Source organism: Loigolactobacillus bifermentans DSM 20003 (genome assembly GCF_001434575.1).
In the GTDB taxonomy this organism is placed as follows: Bacteria; Bacillota; Bacilli; order Lactobacillales; family Lactobacillaceae; genus Loigolactobacillus; species Loigolactobacillus bifermentans.
This window is the reverse complement of the sequence record NZ_AZDA01000046.1, coordinates 156,434-178,126: the sequence shown is the minus strand read 5'-3', so window position 1 is coordinate 178,126 and position 21,693 is coordinate 156,434. Positions and strand designations below refer to the sequence as shown.

Genomic DNA, 21,693 nt, shown 5'->3' with positions numbered 1-21,693 from the left:
AGTTGAAAAAAAACAAGCCCGGTGGACTTGTTTTAAACGTTATGATTACTGATCATGTTTGGAGATATCATTGGCGTGAAAACCGATGGTCAAGAAAAAAATAACGGTTAAGACACCAAATCCGAGTTCTAGCCACCAGACAATAGTGTAGCGTAAGGGATGACCAAAGTGTTGTAGTAGCGTCAAGACCAAAAAACTCAGTAGGCCTAGCCAGAAAGTGTATTTGCGATAGAAAGGTTTATTGGTTTGCATCAGGTTCACCTCAGCGTTTTGATAAGACGTAACTGTTTACTTGATAAAAACATCATCAGATTAAAGTTAGTAGTACCACTCAATAAAAATAAACCGTGACTTGGAAACGATTTCTCACTTATGCTGTTAAATAGCAAGTTATACAGACAAAGGTGGGCGAATCATGATACAAGTGGCCGTTGGGCTTTATTTGGTTTCGGTGGTAACGTTACTGGGTGCATTTATTTATGAACAAGTACAAAACTAGAATTAATCAATAAAAATTCCAATTAAGTTTAGTATATTTGCTTAAGCTGACTGGAATTTTTTTATGATGAATAGTTTATTAATCGAAGTGTTCGGTATGAAAATGATTTTCATTGTTAATATCTCGTGAATATTAATTGATAAAGTAATGTAAGTTTAGCTAAGAATAATTTCATGGTATTCTATATAGAGCCGATTTGTTACATTTTCTTGATAAATAGAGTTGTAGAATGAGGAGTAATTATATTGGATAATCGTAAAAAAATTGAACATGACGCAATTCTAGAAATTCAAAAATATTTTCAATACTTTGAAGAAGTAGATACTTCGAATATTGCAATTAATGATAAAAATCCGGCTATAGATGGTCAAATTGAGGTATATGATTTGAAAGAAGGCAAACAACCTTCAAAGTATAATCTTAAGTATAGTATAGTGATACAGGTAAAGGGAAGTAGTAGTGAGTTATCTAATAATAAATATCCTGTATCTATGTCTGATATTAGATTTTATTTAAAACACACAAATGGTGTTATCTATTTTGTGGTTTCATTAGCAGATTTACGACACCCCAAGCTTCTTTTTAAAAAATTTTCTCCAATTGAATTGAAAACTCTTGATAAAAGTGTACCTGCCAAGCAGCAAAAAAAGACAATCAAGTTTAAAATGTTTCCTAAAAAACCAGAGGTACTTTTGAATATTTTCGAAGACTTTATTGAGCAATGTAAGCGTCAGACAGCTAATGTGTTAGCTTTATCTGATTCCTTACATTCTGGAACAGTTATAAAAATAAAAGTGAAGTCAAAGCCAGAATATGTTAAGGAAACTCTCCTTAGTGGGGCTTATCTGTATCGTACAATTGTTGATAAAGAAAGCGGCAATCCAATTGATATACCAGTTGGTGAGGCAGAAGTGACAGGATTTTTTAAAATTGAAAAAGGACAAATGATGTCTCCAAGTGGGGTTATGATGAGAACTATGACGGAAGAATCAGCAGAAACTGGTCTTCGAAAAGTAGTTACTGGTTCAAACGGCAATATCATTTTTAGTGTAAATTTGCATAACGATGAATCAAATCATAAAGTAGTTATTCAATATACCCTTAAAGGGACGTATATTGAGCGGCTTAAAGATGCTTCTTTCTTATTAGAAATAGTTGGATATCATCCTGATCAATCAAATATACAACAACAAAAGATGATAAAGACATTACAGATGCAAATAAAACAATTAAAAAAGACAATTGATGATTTGGATAACCGATTAATGATTTCGCCCGAGATTGATCCGGATAAATTAGAAACGGATCAGCAAGATTCGTTGATTAAGCTATTGCAGCTTTTGAATGGTGAATTTATTCCTAGTCCCAAATATCAGCATATAACATTAAAAATTGGCAAATCATTATATGGTTTTATTGTTTCTAACGAAGCAGTAATAAATGTCTTTTCTCCAGAATTAGTAAAATATGTTAAAGTGTTTGCGGAGAAGAATCAAAACAGTGTTGAATTTAGTCCGTATGTGACTAACAAAAATTCTTTAGAATGTTATCCAAATTTCTCTGGAGATTTAATATTAAAGTCTTTTAATGCTTTTCATTGTTACGAACCTAAAGTCGCTAATTATTATCTTTTATATGTACTCGCTTTGTTGAACACATATGATAGATCTGATGAGCATAAATTTCTTGAGTTGGCAGAAAAAGTGTTGAATCTTATTGAACCAGGGTTGAAAAAAGAGTTAGTTCTTATAAATCGATTGCAGATTAAGATTCGATATGGTGTAGATTTAAATATTGATGAACTTCAAAGCTTAATAGATATTGCAAAAAATAACGAAAATAGATTGAATAGATTATCTGCATATGTTTTGCTTAAAGATAATGTAGGAATTACGGAAGGTTGGAACAAACTTACTTCAGAAGAAAAATTAGAGTTTCATAATTGGCCAATCGTTAATTTGAGTTCTTTTAAGTTTTCACTTTCGAAATAAGAGGTTAAAGCATAAACAAATCACCATTTATATATTCAACATACTTTCTGAGAAGTATTGGTAGCCAGCACATCTAAACTAACCCAACACCAAATAGACCAGCAACGCAGAAATTTCCACTACGGTTGCTGGTCTATTTATGCGCTCATCATTAATTCGCATTCGCTTTCAAATTAAAAAATTCTGGTCGGTAATAAGTGTCAAAAAATTCCAATGGTTTGCCATTTTCTAAGAAAGCAGTGCCTTCGCTGCGCACCACTACTGGTGGTACGTCAGCGGGTAGTTTAAGCGCGGTGCGAATCGTGTCATCAGCTAGCGGTGCGGTAACCTCCACGGCAGCGTTAGAGACCTTTAAATCGAGTTGTTTAGCAGCATAGGCGAATAAGGATCCGGTCATGTCGTCACGAGTTAAATCTGGCAGCAAATTGATTGGAATAATATTACGTTCGTAACAAGCTGGCTGGTTGTTGTTATAGCGTAAGCGTGTTACTTCGTAGAGTGGTGTTTGATCGGATACTTGTAACTGATCCGTGATCTTTTTAGGCGCAAAAGCAGGTTTAAACTCGATGATTTCTGTTTTGACCTGACGATTTTCAGCTTCGGCAGAACGCTGGAAGCCATCGGTGAAAAGATGAATGCTGACATTGTGGTCGGCAACGTTGATGACATCCCGAATATAAGTCCCAGAACCATGGCGGCGGTAAACCAGATTCTTTTGCTCAAGAATATTAAGTGCTTGATTAATGGTATTGCGACTAACACCATATTGCTGGCACAGTTCGCGTTCGTTAGGCAGGCGTTCGGTTAATTTTTTTTGACGAATTTTTGTTTCTAGATCCGCAGCAATTTTGGCATATTTTGTCATGGATGGCCTCCGTAAAATAACTTCTACATCCATTATAGCGCTGGAAATGGTGGGTGACAATTTAGTACGTGTTACCTAGTAAATCTAAAATTGTTTGAGTCCAATTTAAATAAGTGCTATAATCCAATTTGTAGAAAGCGATTACAATTGGAGGCAAACAAATGGATATATTAGGTATTTGTAGTATTGCGTTAGATACGTTGAGTTCAGTAGACCACTTGCCAATTCGGGACAGTTTTTGTACGGTCCTTGATACCAAAAAAGCTCAAGGCGGCAGTGGTACCAATGTATTGGTTCAGGCGCAACGGGTTGGCGTGCAAACAGGTATTATTACGAAAGTATCAATGGCTGCGGATAGTGATCAGATTATTGCCAATTTGAAAACAGAAGGCATTGATAGTCGTGGTGTGTATCGGCAACCAGGAGATTATGTGGCGCCACATTGTTTAATTTATATTGACCCAGCAGGTGAAAAAGCGTTGGTATTGGATCAAAAATCTGGACTACCTGCTTTAACAAAGGCTGAAGCGCAATTGGATTTAATTGATGAAACCAAAGTAGTTTACATTGATTTATGTCCAGCACCATTGGGCTTAGAAGTGGCAAAACTAGCCCATGAAAAAGGAAAACAAGTTGTTTTAAATATTCAAGATAACATGACCACAGTACGGTCTCGTGGGGTACAAGACGCGGACTTATTAGCAGCCTTACCTTATTTAGATGTATTTGCGCCTTGCCAAGAAGGTATTAAAGGGCTGTCTGGTGAAACAAATGTGGACGCACAAATCAAGTTTATACGGCAATACTATCAAGGCTTGATTATTTTAACGTTAGGTGCTCAGGGATTAATAGCTGTTACAGCGGATAATCAGCGCCATTTGTTGCCAGCCTATGCGATTAAAGCGGTAGATTCTACTGGGGCTGGGGATTCGTTTATTGGTGCCTTTATGGCAGCTTACTGTGTACAAGGACGATCTTTAGCAGATGCATTGACCTTTTCAACGGCCTGTGCGGCTTATACTTGTTTGGACTTTGGCGCACAGGCATCGCCTAACACTACTCAAGTAATGGCCTTTCAGCAACAGCATCAGTTAGAAACAGGTGAAGTTTAATGACAACGCTTGTAGAAAAAATTGAACATGTATTGTATGGCATTGCTTATGGCGATGCACTGGGCATGCCAACTGAAAATATGACTCAAGCTGAAATTAAACGACGTTATGGGCGAGTCACAACGTTTTTACCTAGTCCCGCAGATGGGCCATTAAATCGAGGGTTAGTAGCTGGGCAAATTACGGACGACACTGCTAACAGTGTCTTTGTGAGTGAAATGCTAATTGCGACCAAAGGACAGGTGGACCGGCAAGTATTTGTGGATTACTTAATGGACTGGTTAGCTAATGACCCGACTGGTGCTCAGGTTACAGGCCCTAGCACATTTCGCGCAGTGGAGGCAATTAAAAAAGGAACGCCGTTAGCTGAGGCTGGCAAGTTAGGTACTACCAATGGCGCCGCCATGAAAATTGGACCTATGGGTTTGATCACGCCTTATCGCGATTTGCCAGCACTGGTTCAGCAGGTGGCTGAGATTTGTGTGCCAACCCATAACACCCAGGTGGCCATTCAAGGGGCGGCAGTGGTGGCAGCTGCTGTTAATTATTTGTTTCAAAATGAAAGGGCAGATTGGGACGAGTTTTATACGCTATTGGCACAAGCAGTGACGCTGAGTGCGCCTTATGGTAATCAATTACCTACACCAGATATGGGTCAGCGGCTAAGCTATAGCCGTCAATTAGCTGATGATTTAGCTGAAGATGACTTTTTAAAGCAGTTGTACACTTTTTTAGGTACCGGTTTACCAACGATTGAAACAGTACCAGCAGCGATTGCACTAGTTTATCGTTATCGTGGTGATTTAACGCAAGCTGTAGAAGCAGCAGCAAATATTGGTGGTGATACGGATACCATCGGTGCAATTTGTGGTGCAATCTGTGGTGGGTATCATTACAATCTGGTACCGGCAATGGCGCAGCAACTGGCAGACGTTAATCAATTAGGGTTAGAACGGTTAGCGCAACAATTGGCGCCAATCGTTGGAAAGGGGTTATAGTATGTTAACGCAACGCTTTAACGGGCGCACTAGAACAATTTTAATGGCACTAGGGGTACTACAAATTTATTTTGCGTGTATTGCAGCTAATGTAATGGATCCCGCGCTCCAAAACCTAACCAGTGTTTTTCCGGGCGTTTCCCATGAAGATATTGCTTCACTAATTACCATTCCTAACTTGGCGTCGATTCCAGCATCGATTTTATCTGGGGTTTTAACCGGACGACGGCTGAAGTATCGCACCACGTTAAGTATTTCCTTTACCCTCATTATTTGTAGTGGGGCAGCACCATTGTTTTTGACCAGTTTTAGTGCAGTGGTAGCGACACGGGTGGTATTAGGATTTGGGTTAGGATTGCTATTTCCATTAGGTAATGCCTTGATTATTGATTTGTTTTCGGAACAAAAACGGGCCTTTATGTTTGGTATTGGCGAAGTGGTCAAAAACTTATCATTGATCAGTTTACAAATGTTAGTGGGAATTTTAGTTGGGGTGTCCATTAAGATTTCTTGGGGCGCTTATCTAGCTTTACTATTGAGTTTTGCACTTTTAATTTTATTTTTGCCAGAACCTGAAGTGAAACCATTAGCAGAACAATTATCAATTAAAGAGTCTATTCGTACGGTGCCAAAGCGGCTGTATATTTTTGTGATTTTCCTATGTATTTGTGCGATTATGCAAACGGTTTATCAAGTTAATTTATCCAGTATTGTGGTGACAGAGCATTTAGGCAATGCCACCACGGCAGCTACTGTATTATCCACAGCAACATTTGTGGCGATGATTGCGGCGTTATCCTTTGGTTGGATCAATAAGTTTTGTAAAGATTACACCATTACCTTCTGCGTATTTTTTCTAGGCTTGGGATCGTTATTGATTGCTCTTGCTAAAACGTTACCGGTACTTTATTTTGCAGCAGGAGTAGTTGGCATTGGCATTGGCACCATGTCGTCAGCCTTTTACATGAAAATTGCTGGTTGTGCGAATAATGAAAATGCTGCATTGATTTCTGGTTTCCAAGTAGTCTTTCAAGGTTTTGGTGGCTACTTACCGCATTATTTTTTGAGAGCTGTCCACGCAGTTTCAGGAAGTGAATCTTTCCGGCTACCAATTTTTATTGGCGCTATTGTACTGTTTGCAGTTGCGTTAGCCTTTGGCTTGTTCTACCTGATACATAATCGTCGTCAAGGGGCGACACCACAGTCTGTTTAGTATTACTTACCAGCTGTTTTAATGGCTAGTAAGCGTAGGAATACGTGAATTGAAATTGTTCAATTATTGTCGTTTAGGGTACAGCTTATAAAAACGATTTCATCTGAGCTTTTTAGATGAAATCGTTTTTTTATTTGGAACAGTCTGTGACTATAGCTATTTTGTGATCAATTAACTTATGTAACTTAATTATATTACTATTCATTTAAATTAATTTTAGATATAGAAGCCGTTATCATTTTTGGTATAATTAAATATATACGGTGAATTGGGAGATCATTGTAGTAAGACATAAATTGAATTCAGGTCCAAATACTGATGACTAAAAAAGCTGTTTACTTTGGAGGCTGTTTTATATGAAAGTAAAAAAGTTGCGTTGGTGTATGCTATTTATAGCGTTTTTCGGGATTTTTGGGATGGTATTAGCAAATGGGTCAACTGATGTTCAGGCCAAAAGTGTCAAAAAATCACTGGCTAAAATTGTCAATGAGCAATTATCAAGTGATACAGATTTAGGTAATATGACCTTTAAGTGGGACAAATCATCTGAATCCTTTGTGGCAACATTAGATCCTGATAGTACGTTGTACCAGCAAATGGATCAAGGGCAGGTAACGATTTGGGATTCGTTGGTGGATACTATCAAAGATGACTCAAAACAGATCAAAAAGAAGGGCTATTCAAAATATTCGGCTTTCCAGATTTTGAACCCGAGTGATAAGTCCCGTACTTTTTTACAGGTTTATTGCGGGAAAGTTCATTATAATGTTCGCGATGATTTAGATTAATAGGATAGGCGCAGTAGTCCATAAACTGGAATCAGAGTTGCTATCATCGGTTCCTGAATAAAGCGTCAGTTTACACATTTGGTGTAAACTGACGCTTTATTTATTGGGTCATTGTTGGAATATTAGCCGTCACCATTATTTTCCAAACGATTAATGAATCAATTCTATTTGAAGATTGCATATTTTGGATTAAGTGTTTGGTTAGAAATTTCGTCGTTATTTGATAACCTGTCATATATAATTGACAAAACGAAAAACGTACAGTAAACTAAAATTGTCAAATATATATGACAAAAAGGAGCGTTAGTATGAATCAAGTGCGCGTATATCGACAGCAGTTAGGGCTGTCACAGACGGCATTGGCGCAGCAGATCAATGTGGCGCGTCAAACGATTAACTTGATTGAGCATGATAAATATAATCCGTCTTTGGCGTTATGTCTTGCCTTGGCATGGGCGTTAGGAACTGATTTAAATACATTATTTTGGCAAGCACCACCAGCTTAAGGGGGAGAGGTTTGGATGAATCGTTTGGAAAAAAGATTGTTGCATTTGATGTTAGGGGTAGCAGAACCGATTGATGAACGGGCACAACAGGCAGTTGGTCATGTGGGGTTAATTGCTTTTCTGATGTTATTTAGTGGTGGTTGGTTAAGCTGGTTAATTTCGCTGTTTATACCTGATGCCGCACACGCCTATCAGATATTAAGTGTTTTATTAGCACTTTGTTTGTTGATTAGTGCCATATACAGTGTTGTCGCTTTACATCATTTAGGCTTAACCAAAAGGGATGTGACGAGAGCAGAGTATGTACAGTTGAAACGTCGTTATCAGCGTCGCTATGGGATTAGTACTGGGGTAACCTTTGTGATAGTGGGACTGTTGTTAACGCTGTTAGCAGCAGAAGGCCCATTTGCTTTATTATCTGCTTGGGGGAGCGCGGCAGTATTTGCAATTGGCATTAATGGTTTCAATTTTGTCTATGATCTGAGGCACTTGAAAATCGTTTCAGACCAGAACTGATCAAATCCTGTAATGGCTGGTCGTTTCAGACGAATTCAAGCGCCGCAAAGCACCATTGGTAAGCTACTGCCGTGCGATAAAATGGGTATAATATGTATCGCAGTGCAATCTAACAGACCAAATGAATACTTGTATCAGCCATCGATTAAGGTGAGTGCCGATAAAAACTGGTAAGTGGGCCAGTTTTTACCGGTTTTTTCTTTTTGCCAAGCTTCCCAAACCATAATCGTTCCATTAACCGAACAATCGAAACAATCGGCGGAACCCCCACAGCCAGTGATATTTTCCAGGTTACAATAAGTCAATTTATAAATGTTGGCATCCAAAATTAAGAAAATTAGGCTAGAATAAGATTAGTACTTGAAAAACATTTTTGTGTTGGACGGTTAGTAGTCGTCGGGGGAAGGCCCCAGTCACATGATTGCAAGCAAGGCAGGCATCATTTGGGAGGCGAGGATTTTGGTAGCTGTAACAGAATTGGTTTATGCGGCACAACAACAGTTAGCGTTAGATCTTTATCAACCAGTTGGTACGCCGCAAGGATTGATCATTGATCTGCACGGTGGTGGGTGGTTTCGTGGGGATAAGCGTAAGGACGCGGATTGGGCCACGGCGCTAACGGATCAAGGCTTTGTGGTCGTGGTACCGAATTATCGGTTAGTGCCGGTGGGCTATTATCCGGCACCTTTACAGGATCTCGCGCTTTTAATGCAGTGGCTGCACAACAGTCAGTGGCAGGACTTGCCGTTGGGGGCGGTGGGGTCTTCAGCTGGTGGCAATTTAAGTGTTGAATTAGCGGTACAGTATGGCATACCGGCCGTTTCGTTGTCGGGTATTTTGGATATTGATGCTTGGTTGGCGCAGCATACCCAAGTTGTGGCGGCTGAAGGGGATACGAGTCAGTTTAATCAGTTGGCTAGTGAGCAAATCAATCAAACCGGGGCGAATGATCAGTTTTATAAATGGTTTATCATGAATTATTTTAACCAGCGTACGGATCAGTTAACGGCCGCCACGCCTGTTCATCGTGTGACACCACAAACCGGGCCATTATATTTAGCGAATTCTTTAGCCGAGTTTGTGCCGGTTAGTGGGGTGCAGGCTTTTGCTACGGCTGCCGTTGAAGCACAAGTGCCAGTCGAGACGGCCTTTTTATCCGGTAGTCGGCATGGCAAGGGGTACTTGGCGGATGTGTTGCCAGCCACGATGGCGTTTTTGAAACATTATGTCCATTAGGTGCTAAGGGAAACCCTAGTGGCAATTTTGCGGTCACAAAAGCTGACAATTAAGAAATTAGGAGAAAGGGATGTTCGTGATGATGCGTTATCGGTATTTTGCACAACCGATTGAAAATATTTCAACGCAACGTGTAATCGCGTATGAATTATTGTTACGTGAATGGCAGCCTGAACAGCAACAATGGCAACGACCAGGTTGTTTTGAAATCGATGCCACTACCACGATCACCTTATTACGTGAGGCGTTGTCGCATTTAAAAACGAAACGGGTCAGTGTTAATTTGACTAAGCAACAGTTTTTAGATCCAGCAATGGCGCAGGCAATCGCTGATTTTGCGAAGGCCGAGTTATTGCCGCGACAGCTAACAGTTGAATTAATGGATTGCCCGAGTTTGGCGGATGTTAAGCGCATGGGGGTGCCTTATCGTGAAGCCGGGGTGTTGCTGGCCATTGATGATGTGGGGTCAGATCATAGTTATGAGCGGATTGCTACCTTATTGCCTTATGTGAATACGATCAAATTTGCGTTGCAAAATTTACGGCAGCAAGGGCAGCGTACGTCAGAAGCGATGATCGAGTCATTGCATTTTTGGTTTGATCAGGCTGAAGCGCAACAAATGTTATTTACCTTTGAAGGCATCGAAAATCAAGCTGATGTTGACCTGGCCAGCCATGTAGGGGTTACCCGTGGGCAAGGATATTTTCTGTCACAGCCACAAGAACCGGCTGCTTTTCAATCATAGGAGACGTTAAAAAGACTAGCTTGCGGGCTAGTCTTTTTTGTTAGCCGAAAAACTTAAAATTAGCTGAGTAAATTTTAAAAAAAGCGTTATCACTTAATTCATTGCTTTGACAACGTTTTTTTGCCGTTCAAAAAAGTGATGTCAATATTTATACGTATTCGTTATAAAAGATGAAACAGACTTCTGCTGATTGCTATTCTATACTGAAAATATAATAAAATTTAATTTAAATTATGGGATTTTGTAAATAGGCTGAATATTGGGGGAGTGAACGTGATGCGGCAAAAAAGCTATCGTCAAGCAAGTGGGGAAACGACAACGCATTATAAATTATATAAAGCTAAGAAAAATTGGCTAATTGCAGGGATCTCATTATTTAGTTTTGGGGTGGGGACAGTTGGCATGGCACAAGCCACGCCAGTTGCTGCAGCGGCTACTGTAACAGGGAGTACAGCACCGGCAAGTGCGACGCTGGCAGTCAGTAGCGCCGCCAGTGCAGCAGTCGTGACAGCCGCAGCCAGTGCGGCTACTAGTTCGGCGGCGACCAGTGCTACGCCGACTAGTCAGGCTGTAACAACGCCTACCGCTAGTAAAGCGAGTAGCGCTGCTAGCTCGGCCGCAGTGTCAAGCCGTTCAGCGGCCGTTAGCAGTGCTACACCAGTTAGTGCTGCCACGCCGGCTAGTTCGACGGCCAGCAGTGCTGTTTCAGCAGCTCCGGTTGCGTCAAGCGCAGCGGCCAGTAGCACCGCTACCGTGCAGTATCAGACACCACCTGTGAAAGATGGTGGGGTGCAAGATGAAAAGGTAGCTACCGTTCAGCCAAAGTCTGAGGCGGATACGACGATTAGCACAGCTGGGACGACTTTTATTGTGAACTTTAATGTAAAGGCTGGAGATACCGTAACCGTTAAGATTGATGGAGCGGATATCAGTGATGCCTTGTTTACCAATGGCCCTACGCAGTATGCCAAAGTGGATAACGTGGTGATGGCTAAAGATGCCAGTAATGTGAATACTCTGGAAAATCAAGCAGATGGGGCAATCATTGATTCAATTATTAAGGCTGGTTCTTATCAGCAAAGTTTTAATTTATTGGCCTTGCAAAACTACACCGAATATTCCACTACGGCCACTGGTTATGCCACTGAAACCGTGACTGATCGTAAAATTCAGGTTTTTATTAATGGTGATTTGGCTGATCAGACCACCTTCCAGGCCACGTACAACGTGGTGCCCGTGCGCTTAGTTCGGGCCAACTATTATCAGGATTTTGTGAGTTATAATGCAGATCAAGAAGTGTTCCAATTACCGAACTTTGGCATTTCAGGCGCAAAAAATCAGCAAGCCGGTTCCTTATCTTTAAATGACTTGGCGCAATTAAATGCAACAGCAGCGGAATATCGGGTGGTCATGCCAGATGATTTTGTGTTGGATCAAGCCGCTACCGCAGACCTTAACGCCAACCGACCTTACACCATTACCCAAGATGCCACCACGCATGAAATTGTTTTAACTTATGATTTAACGGCCCAAGCGGTCGCTGATGACGCAACAGTTTATGTGCAAGGGGCGTTTACAGGGTACAATCCTGATAAGACTAGAGACACTGAAACAGCTGCAACGCCAAGTGAAGTCATTGTAGCAACTCCAAATGTGATTAAGGTGACCCAACAAGATGGCACTGTGTTAGCCATGCAATCATCAGGTAATAATAAATTTAGTTATGTTTCAGGGGACACTTTTAACACAAGTTATTGGACCTCTTGGCCAAATGACTATATTAGTAACGCCAATAACAGTACGGTTTATCCAGATCTACAACGGGCAGCAGCATCCGCTGATGCATTTAATTTGTCAGTGGGTACTGCGGCTTATTTTGGGTCTGCAGCGACAAATGGGAATGAATTGATTACGATTCCAACTGGCTTTACCACAACTGCAATGAATATTGAAGTGAAGCAATCATTGTTAGACGTTAATGATAATCAGCCGTTGCCTTATCAAATTACTTATACGGATGGTACGCAAACCATCGGGACATTAACCGGAACAACAAACAAAATTACCTTAGATGCTGGTAAAGTGGTCCAAACAATTGCTTACCAATTTAATGTGCCGAATACACCGCGCTTGACCAATGGCCAAAGCCAAGCTGAAGAAGTGACTGGGGCTGCGGCTTATGATCACGTGGAACCTTATGTCAGCTTGCCAGTCGTTCATTTAACGTTAAACACCGATTCAACTACGGAAATGGGACAATATCCTGTAACGTCCACGTTGACTTTTACCAATGCTACGAATCAGCAGAAAACAGATCATGCTGCCGATCAGTACATTCAAGTGGTAGACGGTCAAACCAATGCTTATGTCACCGTTGCAGCCAACGCCCAAACGCAAACCAATACCTCTCGCGGCACGGTTTTAACGGATAGTGGCACCACTTATTTAAGCGGTGTGGCAAGTAAGCCTACTGCTGGTTTAACGCTGAGCAATGGTACGACGAGCAAGTCTACCGATTTAGAAGCCCAGTTCTTAAACGAACCGATCTTCTATTTCATTGCGCCAGCACAAACGACCTTTGTGGTGAATCAGACCAATTTGACTAGCAAGATCCCAGGCGCGGTTTTAACCGAGTACACCACACCGGATGGCAAGGACGCCTATAAAATCGATCTAACCAACGCAACAAGTGATGAGTTTGTTCTCTCTGGAGATGCCTGGTATCGCGATGATCAACCCATTGCGGTGACCGGGGTATTCCGCAATGGGACGATTGACGGCTATCGAGCAGATAACGGGATCTTAGAACGCTTGATCAACATGTTCGAGATCAAAGCCGATGATAATGCGCTGGAAGGTTCAGATGACTTACAAATTTTCTACACGTCAAAAAATCAAATCAATGATCTGACAGCAGGACAGGATACCAACGGTACTTTAACTGGCGACCCAAACGCCATCAAGGTTACGATTTCAAACCCAACCTACAAGATTCAAAATTTAAGTGGGGTCAACGGTTACGCTGAAATTCAAGGTTCTGAGGATCCTGATTTTTCAGATACTGGGCGCACGTCGGTTTACAATATGTTAGACGATAATCAATTTGCCGTTACCGTCACCAACGTTGCGGATAAAGCGTTGAACAACGTCAATGTGTTAGTTAACTTACCGACTAAAGATGATGTGTATGGGTCTGCCTTTACGGTGAACTTGGCGGATAACTCGGATCTGAAATTACCGGCTGGCATAACCGTTTACTATGGCACAACCGCTCAGGCACAGCAAACCGGTATTTCGGAGCCAACGCGAGCGGGTTATGTAACAGGGGATGCGGTGACGGATTGGTCAGCCATTCGTTCGGTGATCGTGCACGCCGATTCAGTGGCGTCACAAGCTGCTTTAGCACAGGTCAGTTTTAAAATTCAGGATCCGACGCAATTACAAGATGTGGGTAAAACAGCCTATTTTGATACTGGTGTTTACGCAGACGATTTGATTCCAATTATTGCTAATAAAACCATGGCGGCAAAGTTGACGGTTCAAGGTACGGCTACCGTTAATTACGCGTTTTTATTACCAGACGGTAGTCAAGTAGCAGCGCCACAATTAACCCAAACCTTGCAACTGGGCAGTGACACCATTACCAAGCCAGCCCTGACGCTTGCAGACCTACCAGCTGGCTATGATTTGGTCGGCGCTGATGGCAAAGCATTAAGCTTTACAGAGAGTACTACTGATTATCAAGTTGGGCAAACGGTGAACAGTGACGCCGATTACAGCAGTTTAAATGGTGTCAACGGTACGGCGCAAATTGGCACGCTTGCGCAATACGATGCTGATGGCGATACGATTTTAATTCCAGTGATGGATCCGAACGCAGTGACGCAAGCAGCCACCATCAATTATGTGGATCAAGACGCAAATAATGCGCCATTACACACCGATACGCTAACTGGTTTATCAGGAACGACCCAGGATTACAGTACCAAGCGGACAGCCGTTTTGGCGGACTTGGCCACAAAAGGCTACGTTTATGTGAAGCAAGATGGTGACGCCTTAGATGATGCGAATGTCGTTGATTTTGATGCAGCTGATCAGGTCACAACAATTTACTTAAAACACGCGACGGCTAGCACAACTGAACGTAAAACCATTACTGAAACCATTACTTACGTTTATACAGACGGTAGTACCGCTGCACCGACGGTTACGGATCAAGTGAACTTTGATCGTACCAATACCACGGATCAAGTGACGCAGCAGGTTACCAATGGGGACTGGGTTGCTGAAAATGGCGTGACGGGTTTCACCGAAAAAGTGTCACCGCTGATCGACAACTATTCTGCTGACCAATTAAGTGTGCCTGAAGTAACGCATTTAACAGCCGCCAGTTCAGATGTAACAGTGATGGTCACTTATACGTTAGATGACGACCAACCTGGGCTGCCAAGTACCGGTGGTGAAACCACACAAAAGGCCACGATTGACTATGTGGATCAAGATGCAAATAATCAAGTGTTACACACCGACGATTTCACCGGTGAAAGTGAAACAACGATAGATTACAGCACCAAGCGTACCGCAACCTTAGCTGATTTGACGGCCAAAGGTTATGTTTACGTGAAACAAGCTGGCGACGCGTTAAATGCGGCCAATCAGGTTGCTTTTGACGCCGACGATGGGCAAAATCAGGTGACGACCATTTATTTGAAGCACAACACCACAGTGGTGACGCCAGATATGCCAACACCGCCAACAGAAACACCAACTGGTACCAGTACTAACGATTTAAATCGCACGGTGACGCAAACGGTGCAATACGTTTACAGCACCGGTGGCAAAGTGGCGGCTGATCAAACGCAACAGGTCACGTTCCAACGCGCGGCGGTGGTTGATCAAGTGACAGGACAAGTCCTAGGCTATTTGGCACCAAGTGATGTGGCTGGTTATCAGACTGGAGACAGCAACGTAACATTAACCGATAATGGTTGGACTGTTACAGCTGGCAGCGCTGATTTCAAGGCGATTACCAGTCCTAAAAAAGCAGGCTACACCAACGATTTGGCGACGACCCAGGCCTATACCGTAACACCAACAACTGGAGATGCTTTATTAACGGTTACTTACACTGCGGTAGCCCCACAACGGGTACTTGTGAACTATGTGGATGACGATGCCAATGGTGCCCAAGTCCATCAGGATATTTTAACCGGCGTGCCGGCCGAAACCACCGCATATGCCAAGGTGCAAAATGAGGTGGAACAAGGTCTGATGGCCTTAGGTTATGTGATTGTGGGCAATGATTTACCAACGCAGAGCATCATTACCTTTGATGATCAGGCGGGTGACCAAATTTACACCGTTCATCTGAAACATCAAATCCAACCGGCCACAGCTAATTTGCAAAAAGTAGTCACCGAAACAGTGACCTATGTCTATGCAAATGGCACCACAGCGGCACCAATGGTGACAGATCAAGTGACCTTCCAGCGACATGGCACCGTTGATCAAGTGACAGGGCAAGCCACGTATACCGCTTGGACGGCTCAAGCTGGGGATACCACGTTTGAGGCGAAAGTTTCACCAAGTATTACGGGTTATACCCCAGACCAAATCGAAATTGCAGCGGTTACTGGTTTAACGGCAGCTAGTGCGAATGTGCAAGCTACTGTCACTTATACCAAAGCGACCGATGGTGGTACGACAACGCCAGGAAATCCAGGAACAGATGGTGGTGCTACAACGCCAGATAACCCGGGAACCGATGGTGGCACCACAACGCCAGATAATCCAGGAACCGATGGTGGCACCACAACGCCAGACAATCCGGGAACTAATGGCGGCACGACAACACCAGACAATCCAGGAACCGATGGCGGCACGACAACACCAGACAATCCGGGGACTGATGGTGGCACGACAACACCAGACAATCCGGGGACTGATGGTGGCACGACAACACCAGATAATCCAGGAACCGATGGCGGTACCACGACACCAGACAATCCGGGAACCGATGGTGGCACAACCACGACGCCAGTGGATCCTACAATAAGCGACACGCCGGCAGTGTCTAGTCCTTCAGACGCGACGACAGCAACGGCTGTAACACCAAAAACACCCCAGCAAGTTACATTAACGTCACAGGCAACGACTTTGCCACAAACCAGTGATGCCAATGAGACTTGGCTTGCAGCGGCAGGATTAACGATGTTAGGTTCAATTGGGTTATTAGGCGCAACTACTTTACGGAAACGCCGCGATAATGATGCCGATTAGCTTCAAATAAAATTAATCAAAAGCTTGTACAGTGATGTGCAGGCTTTTTAGTTGTCTAAAAGTAAAAATGAGTTGACACTCACTTTAAAACGACGTACACTGATCACAGCGAGTGAGTGATAACTCACTTTTAAAAATGAGGTGACAACTATGACTGAAAAATTATTAGCACTGAACCATTTAGTGAAAAGCTTTGATGGGCAACGTGTGTTACAAGATGTTGATTTAGATGTGTTGGCTGGTCAGATTGTTGGGTTGATCGGGCCGTCAGGGTCAGGTAAGTCGACGGTGATCAAAACGGCGTTAGGGATGGAAGTAGCCGATGGCGGAACCGCTAAAGTCTTAGGTGCAACGATGCCCAATCGCAAATTGTTAGGTGATATTGGGTATATGGCGCAAAATGATGCGTTGTATGAAGCCTTAACCGGGCAAGAAAACCTCGCTTTTTTTGGCACAATGAAAGGGGTCAGCAAAGCTGAGCTAGGCGCTGAAATTGCTCATGTGGCTAAAGTGGTCGACTTAACAGTTGATTTAAAGCGGCGGGTCAGTGGCTATTCAGGTGGGATGAAGCGCCGTCTTTCATTGGCAATTGCACTGTTGGGGACACCGAAGTTGATGATCCTCGATGAACCAACGGTGGGGATTGACCCTGCGTTACGCCGTCAGATCTGGGCGGAGCTTGGTAAGCTGCGGGATAATGGCTGCGGTGTGCTGATTACCACTCATGTGATGGATGAAGCAGAGTTAGTTGATGAAGTGGCCTTGTTATTAGCGGGTAAGATCATGGCTTTTGGCACGCCCCAGGCACTTAAGACTGACTATCAAGTCGCCACGATTGAAGATGTGTTCTTAAAAGCGGAAGGGGTGGCTTAATATGCGAGCTTGGACAATTTCAAAACGCGTGATCAAAGAGTTGTTCCGGGATAAGCGGACTTTAGCGCTGATGTTTTTGGCACCTGTATTGATCATGTTTTTGATGAAGCTGATTTTTGCGGCGAGTACCACCACTGAGGTGAAGGTGGCCACAGTGGATTTAGATGGTGGTATTCGCACGGAATTAAACGCGGTGAAACATGTTGCCGTGGTGAAAAAGGCGAGTGTTCATGCAGCTAAAACAGCTTTAAAGAACCAAAAGGTGGATGCGGTGATCCAGCAAACCAAGTCGCAGCACTACCGGGTCACTTATGCCAATACGGATGCCAGTAAAACGGCACTAACGAAGCAGGCGTTTAAAGGTGCTTTAGCTGCCAACGGGACAAAGCAATTAAAAGCCACCACCACGAAATTGCAGCAAACGTTAGTCGGCCTGCAGCAGCAAGTGGCAGCTAAAACGGGTAGTCAAGTTACTGCCACCACCACGCCGAAAAAGGCCAGTACCGGTAACGTGATGATCACCAATCACTATGCGTATGGCGACAAAGATACCGGCTTTTTCGATAAGATCTTGCCAATTCTCATGGGCTTTTTCGTTTTCTTCTTTGTTTTCTTAATTTCTGGAATGGCGCTATTAAAGGAACGGACGTCTGGCACGCTAGAGCGCCTGTTAGCCACACCAGTACGGCGCAGTGAGATCGTTGTGGGTTACATGTTAAGCTACGGCATTTTAGCAGTGATCCAGACGATCATTATTGTACTCACTACTGTTTATCTGATGAATGTCCAAATCACAGGAAGCTTACTGGCCTTAATGGTGGTGAACTTCTTGCTGGCGCTGGTGGCCTTGGCCTTTGGGATTCTCATGTCCACTTTTGCCCGGTCAGAGTTCCAAATGATGCAATTTATTCCCATTGTGGTGATTCCACAGGTCTTTTTCTCTGGAATCGTGCCGCTGGATTCACTGGCCCATTGGGTGCAAAACATTGCCTATATTTTGCCATTAACTTACGCGGGGGATGCCATGACGCAAATCATGATGTATGGGACAAAATTGTCCGGTTTAGGGTTAGACATTGGCATTTTATTGGTTTTCTTGCTGGGCTTAACGGGCTTAAATATTCTTGGGTTACGGCGCTATCGTAAGGTATAATCGTGTTAGAAAGAAGGTATGAAAATTGGCAGTCAATACAGTTGAAACGCTTTTTAACACGAGTTTAGCTGCATCGGAGCTGTCACCTAAACAGCAGGCCGTTTTGCAAGCGTGTTTGAAATTATTTGCCGAAAAAGGGTTTGAACGCACTTCTACTGCGGATATTGCCCAAGAAGCAGGTGTCGCTGAAGGCACTGTTTATAAACATTTCAAAACGAAGCAGGCTATTTTAGAGGCGCTGCTCAAGCCGCTGGTCACCAGCGTGGTGCCAAAAGTGGCTACTGAATTTATTACAGAGATCAAAGGCCAACAATTTGTGACGTTAACGGATTTTTTAACTTTTATCGTGAAAGACCGGCTTGCCTTTGTGGTGGATAATCGCCGGGTGATCCATATTTTTGTCCAACAAGTGTTGGTACGACCAGCATTATTGGAGGCCGGTTACCAATTGATCTTGAATTATTTTGAACAGGATCTAGGGGCTGAGATCCAAACGTTAAAGCAACAAAAACAACTTGTTGACTGGCCGTTACCACGTATTTTGCGGCTGGTAGTGGGAACGGTGGTTAGTTATACGGCGCCGGTGATCGTGATGCCTGCACAGGCTTTTGATTTAGACCAAGCAACCCGCGAAATTGTGGCGTTTTTAAGCAAAGGTTTGGCAGCTTAACATGATATCGGTAGCGGCAGGATTAATCTCAGGCAGTTTGCCTGGGATTTTTTGTTTAGTCGTCGGTTTAGTTGCGAGTAAAAGCATCAGCTTATTGCGTGAGTCCAGAATTTGAATTTGTTACGATAATAGTTAAGAAAGGGGGTGATGAGTTGCGTGTCCTGGTGAAATTTTTGCTTGCATTGGTCGTGGTGCTATTGTTGCCACTACCGCTGGTCACAATTGCTCGGTATGCGCAAGTGGTCGATGGCTCAGGGGCGTGGTTATTCCAACAGGCGTGGTTCAAAACTTACGGGCCGTCTTATCTTTTTTGGAGCGGCGTGGTGTTGGCGGTAGGCTTAGGTCTTTTCGGGATCATTGCCCTTTGCTGGCCGCGGCAACGGACCTTGTATTTGAACCAGCAAGCCAGTGGTCAATTACGGGTGACTAAAAAAGCGATTGAACAATTTGTGGCCACTGCGATCCAAGCAGAACCTTATTTACAGGCGCCGAAAGTCACGGCGAAGCTGACCCGGCGTCAACTGAAAATTCAGATCAGTGGCGATTTACGGACTTCGGAGCAAGTATCTCAACAAGTTGCTGCCTTAGGACAACAATTGGAACAAGAGCTACGTCAGTTTTTAGGCATTTCCGCTAAGAAAAAAATCATTGTTAAATTACAGCATTTTTCAACAAAACGTCAGCGACAGGCGCGCGTGCTGTAAAAGAAAGGAGAACCGCCATGGCAGAATTATTTAAGCTGTATCGCTGGCCCTTGCTAGGTGGGTTATCCGGTCTCATACTGGGATTGCTATTTTTAACCCTTGGCTTTTTTAAAACATTGTTGATCATCGGTTTAACCTTGATCGGCATTTTAGTGGGCTTTTATCTGGCCCAAACCAACTGGTTACAACGCTGGTTCAAGTAAGTGGTGCGATTTTGAAAGTCGGATGACATGTTCATTAAATAGTCCCTAAAGCATTGAGGCGGGCCATGTTTCTGGCGTGGTACTTTTCGCCCGGCAGAATGGTCATCCTCTGTAAATAAGATTTGACATTAGTCAAATAGACCCTAGCGTATTGAGGCGGGCCATGTTTCTGGCGTGGTGTTTTTCGCCCGGCAGGATGGTCATCCTCCGTAAATAAGATTTGACGTCAGTCAAATAGTCCTTAAAGTATTGAGGAGGTTTTCTTGAAATGGCAAATACACAATCAACCACACCAACGATTAAAGGTGAATTACGTTATGAAGATAGGGTGTTACAGAAAATCGTAGGGATCGCATTAGCTAAAATCGATGGCGTACTGACCATTGACGGTGGTTTTTTCTCAAATATTGCAGAAAAACTCGTGAATACCAGTGATGTAACCACTGGTATCGATGTTGAAGTCGGTCAAAAGCAGGTCGCCGTTGACTTGGACATTGTGGCGGCCTATGGCATTGAAATCGCCGCATTATACCAACAAATGAAAGATGCGATCCAAAAGCAAGTGAAGCATATGACCGGGTTAGACGTGATTGAAGTCAACGTTACCGTTGTTGATGTGAAAACAAAAGCTGAATATGAAAAAGATGCCGTGACGTTGCAAGATCGGGTAGGGAATGTGGCCGACAAAACGAAAGAAGCTGTCAGCAAAGGCAGTGATCGGGTAAGTGCAGGAATGGAAAAACTAACACCTGATCAAGAACCTGTTCGCGTCGACTAAACCGTTGAAAATCATGAAAGGGGTGCTTCAACATGGGAATTATTTGGTCATTGATCGTTGGTGCGATTATTGGTGCTGTGGCCGGGGCATTAACCAATCGTGGGCAATCCATGGGCTGGATCGCCAATATTGTCGCCGGTCTGCTCGGTTCTGCTTTAGGCCAAGGGTTGCTAGGGAGCTGGGGTCCACAGTTAGCAGGCATGGCATTGATTCCATCGATTATCGGTGCTGTGATTTTAGTGTTAGTGGTGAGCCTGGTTGTTGGCCGCAAAGCCAAATCCTAAAGGTAGGTGACAGCCATGACATTTTTTAAAATCTTAGCGGCGATTGGCCTGATGGTAAGTGGCCTATTATTGGGGCTGACCGTGTTAACTGCTAAAAAAGTAGATCAAGTAGGCGATCGTTTACAGGCCAGGCTTTATCATGAGTAAGGCAGATGAATGAATCAAGCCACCAGACATTGATTTTGTCTGGTGTTTTTTTGGTTAAATTGGTGGTGCCATGCATCGAATCGGGGAGGTTGCGCAAATGATTTTTTTGACAGTTACTGACATTTGATTTAAG

20 protein-coding genes are annotated in these 21,693 nt (G+C 43.2%); 18 read left to right on the top strand and 2 right to left on the bottom strand.

What is annotated here, in order from left to right:
• Window positions 1-45: 45 nt before the first annotated feature.
• On the bottom strand, window positions 46-252 hold the full coding sequence (locus FC07_RS07425) for a hypothetical protein (RefSeq protein ID WP_057904497.1): 207 nt from the start codon (window positions 250-252) through the stop codon (window positions 46-48).
• A 492-nt stretch (window positions 253-744) separates the two neighbouring features.
• On the opposite strand from FC07_RS07425, the gene FC07_RS07420 reads away from it, so the two are divergent.
• Window positions 745-2,490, top strand: a complete 1,746-nt coding sequence (locus FC07_RS07420) for a hypothetical protein (protein ID WP_057904496.1) — start codon at window positions 745-747, stop codon at window positions 2,488-2,490.
• A 151-nt stretch (window positions 2,491-2,641) separates the two neighbouring features.
• On the opposite strand, the gene FC07_RS07415 is transcribed toward FC07_RS07420, so the two are convergent.
• Complete coding sequence (locus FC07_RS07415; RefSeq protein ID WP_057904495.1) at window positions 2,642-3,355, bottom strand: GntR family transcriptional regulator; 714 nt, start codon at window positions 3,353-3,355, stop codon at window positions 2,642-2,644.
• Between the two features lie 161 nt (window positions 3,356-3,516).
• Between FC07_RS07415 and FC07_RS07410 the strand changes: the two genes are divergently transcribed.
• The 17 genes from FC07_RS07410 (at window position 3,517) to FC07_RS16285 (ending at window position 21,560) form a co-directional block, all read left to right on the top strand.
• On the top strand, window positions 3,517-4,467 hold the full coding sequence (locus tag FC07_RS07410) for a carbohydrate kinase family protein (RefSeq protein WP_057904494.1): 951 nt from the start codon (window positions 3,517-3,519) through the stop codon (window positions 4,465-4,467).
• On the top strand, window positions 4,467-5,465 hold the full coding sequence (locus FC07_RS07405) for an ADP-ribosylglycohydrolase family protein (protein WP_057904493.1): 999 nt from the start codon (window positions 4,467-4,469) through the stop codon (window positions 5,463-5,465). Before FC07_RS07410 ends, FC07_RS07405 begins: the two co-directional genes overlap by 1 nt.
• 1 nt (window position 5,466) lies before the next feature.
• Window positions 5,467-6,678: an MFS transporter gene (locus FC07_RS07400; RefSeq protein ID WP_057904492.1), complete on the top strand. Its 1,212-nt coding sequence runs from the start codon at window positions 5,467-5,469 to the stop codon at window positions 6,676-6,678.
• A 356-nt stretch (window positions 6,679-7,034) separates the two neighbouring features.
• Entirely contained in the window at window positions 7,035-7,466 is a 432-nt protein-coding gene (locus tag FC07_RS07395) for a hypothetical protein (RefSeq protein WP_057904491.1), read from the top strand.
• Between the two features lie 308 nt (window positions 7,467-7,774).
• A complete protein-coding gene (locus FC07_RS07390) occupies window positions 7,775-7,972 on the top strand; it encodes a helix-turn-helix transcriptional regulator (protein WP_057904490.1) in 198 nt (65 codons plus the stop codon).
• Between the two features lie 15 nt (window positions 7,973-7,987).
• On the top strand, window positions 7,988-8,488 hold the full coding sequence (locus FC07_RS07385) for a DUF3278 domain-containing protein (RefSeq protein ID WP_057904489.1): 501 nt from the start codon (window positions 7,988-7,990) through the stop codon (window positions 8,486-8,488).
• Window positions 8,489-8,947: 459 nt separating this feature from the next.
• The gene (locus FC07_RS07380) at window positions 8,948-9,724 is read left to right on the top strand and encodes an alpha/beta hydrolase fold domain-containing protein (RefSeq protein ID WP_235807475.1); all 777 of its coding nucleotides are present in this window, start codon (window positions 8,948-8,950) and stop codon (window positions 9,722-9,724) included.
• Window positions 9,725-9,794: 70 nt separating this feature from the next.
• Window positions 9,795-10,469: an EAL domain-containing protein gene (locus FC07_RS07375; protein WP_235807474.1), complete on the top strand. Its 675-nt coding sequence runs from the start codon at window positions 9,795-9,797 to the stop codon at window positions 10,467-10,469.
• A gap of 276 nt (window positions 10,470-10,745) precedes the next feature.
• Window positions 10,746-16,748, top strand: a complete 6,003-nt coding sequence (locus FC07_RS07370; protein WP_057904486.1) for a mucin-binding protein — start codon at window positions 10,746-10,748, stop codon at window positions 16,746-16,748.
• A 150-nt stretch (window positions 16,749-16,898) separates the two neighbouring features.
• Window positions 16,899-17,621: an ABC transporter ATP-binding protein gene (locus FC07_RS07365; protein ID WP_057904485.1), complete on the top strand. Its 723-nt coding sequence runs from the start codon at window positions 16,899-16,901 to the stop codon at window positions 17,619-17,621.
• Window position 17,622: 1 nt separating this feature from the next.
• Entirely contained in the window at window positions 17,623-18,774 is a 1,152-nt protein-coding gene (locus tag FC07_RS07360) for an ABC transporter permease (RefSeq protein ID WP_057904484.1), read from the top strand.
• A 25-nt stretch (window positions 18,775-18,799) separates the two neighbouring features.
• On the top strand, window positions 18,800-19,444 hold the full coding sequence (locus FC07_RS07355) for a TetR/AcrR family transcriptional regulator (protein ID WP_057904483.1): 645 nt from the start codon (window positions 18,800-18,802) through the stop codon (window positions 19,442-19,444).
• Between the two features lie 152 nt (window positions 19,445-19,596).
• Window positions 19,597-20,148 carry an alkaline shock response membrane anchor protein AmaP gene (amaP, locus tag FC07_RS07350; RefSeq protein WP_057904482.1) on the top strand — a complete coding sequence of 184 codons (552 nt, stop codon included), beginning with the start codon at window positions 19,597-19,599 and terminating at the stop codon, window positions 20,146-20,148.
• Window positions 20,149-20,165: 17 nt separating this feature from the next.
• The gene (locus tag FC07_RS07345) at window positions 20,166-20,351 is read left to right on the top strand and encodes a DUF2273 domain-containing protein (protein WP_057904481.1); all 186 of its coding nucleotides are present in this window, start codon (window positions 20,166-20,168) and stop codon (window positions 20,349-20,351) included.
• A gap of 268 nt (window positions 20,352-20,619) precedes the next feature.
• Window positions 20,620-21,129, top strand: coding sequence for an Asp23/Gls24 family envelope stress response protein (locus FC07_RS07340; protein WP_057904480.1), 510 nt, complete (start codon window positions 20,620-20,622; stop codon window positions 21,127-21,129).
• 32 nt (window positions 21,130-21,161) lie between these two features.
• On the top strand, window positions 21,162-21,413 hold the full coding sequence (locus tag FC07_RS07335) for a GlsB/YeaQ/YmgE family stress response membrane protein (protein ID WP_057904479.1): 252 nt from the start codon (window positions 21,162-21,164) through the stop codon (window positions 21,411-21,413).
• Window positions 21,414-21,428: 15 nt separating this feature from the next.
• Complete coding sequence (locus FC07_RS16285) at window positions 21,429-21,560, top strand: hypothetical protein (protein WP_268872044.1); 132 nt, start codon at window positions 21,429-21,431, stop codon at window positions 21,558-21,560.
• Window positions 21,561-21,693: the final 133 nt, after the last annotated feature.

Bases quoted from the DNA above. Each gene is read 5' to 3' on its own strand.
- FC07_RS07375 (WP_235807474.1), top strand. From the start codon at position 9,795: ATGTTCGTGATGATGCGTTATCGGTATTTTGCACAACCGATTGAAAAT.
- FC07_RS07360 (WP_057904484.1), top strand. From the start codon at position 17,623: ATGCGAGCTTGGACAATTTCAAAACGCGTGATCAAAGAGTTGTTCCGG.
- FC07_RS16285 (WP_268872044.1), top strand. From the start codon at position 21,429: ATGACATTTTTTAAAATCTTAGCGGCGATTGGCCTGATGGTAAGTGGC.
- FC07_RS07410 (WP_057904494.1), top strand. From the start codon at position 3,517: ATGGATATATTAGGTATTTGTAGTATTGCGTTAGATACGTTGAGTTCA.
- FC07_RS07405 (WP_057904493.1), top strand. From the start codon at position 4,467: ATGACAACGCTTGTAGAAAAAATTGAACATGTATTGTATGGCATTGCT.
- FC07_RS07390 (WP_057904490.1), top strand. From the start codon at position 7,775: ATGAATCAAGTGCGCGTATATCGACAGCAGTTAGGGCTGTCACAGACG.
- FC07_RS07335 (WP_057904479.1), top strand. From the start codon at position 21,162: ATGGGAATTATTTGGTCATTGATCGTTGGTGCGATTATTGGTGCTGTG.
- FC07_RS07365 (WP_057904485.1), top strand. From the start codon at position 16,899: ATGACTGAAAAATTATTAGCACTGAACCATTTAGTGAAAAGCTTTGAT.
- FC07_RS07370 (WP_057904486.1), top strand. From the start codon at position 10,746: ATGCGGCAAAAAAGCTATCGTCAAGCAAGTGGGGAAACGACAACGCAT.
- FC07_RS07415 (WP_057904495.1), bottom strand. From the start codon at position 3,355: ATGACAAAATATGCCAAAATTGCTGCGGATCTAGAAACAAAAATTCGT.
- FC07_RS07395 (WP_057904491.1), top strand. From the start codon at position 7,035: ATGAAAGTAAAAAAGTTGCGTTGGTGTATGCTATTTATAGCGTTTTTC.
- FC07_RS07425 (WP_057904497.1), bottom strand. From the start codon at position 252: ATGCAAACCAATAAACCTTTCTATCGCAAATACACTTTCTGGCTAGGC.
- FC07_RS07400 (WP_057904492.1), top strand. From the start codon at position 5,467: ATGTTAACGCAACGCTTTAACGGGCGCACTAGAACAATTTTAATGGCA.
- FC07_RS07385 (WP_057904489.1), top strand. From the start codon at position 7,988: ATGAATCGTTTGGAAAAAAGATTGTTGCATTTGATGTTAGGGGTAGCA.
- FC07_RS07345 (WP_057904481.1), top strand. From the start codon at position 20,166: ATGGCAGAATTATTTAAGCTGTATCGCTGGCCCTTGCTAGGTGGGTTA.
- FC07_RS07340 (WP_057904480.1), top strand. From the start codon at position 20,620: ATGGCAAATACACAATCAACCACACCAACGATTAAAGGTGAATTACGT.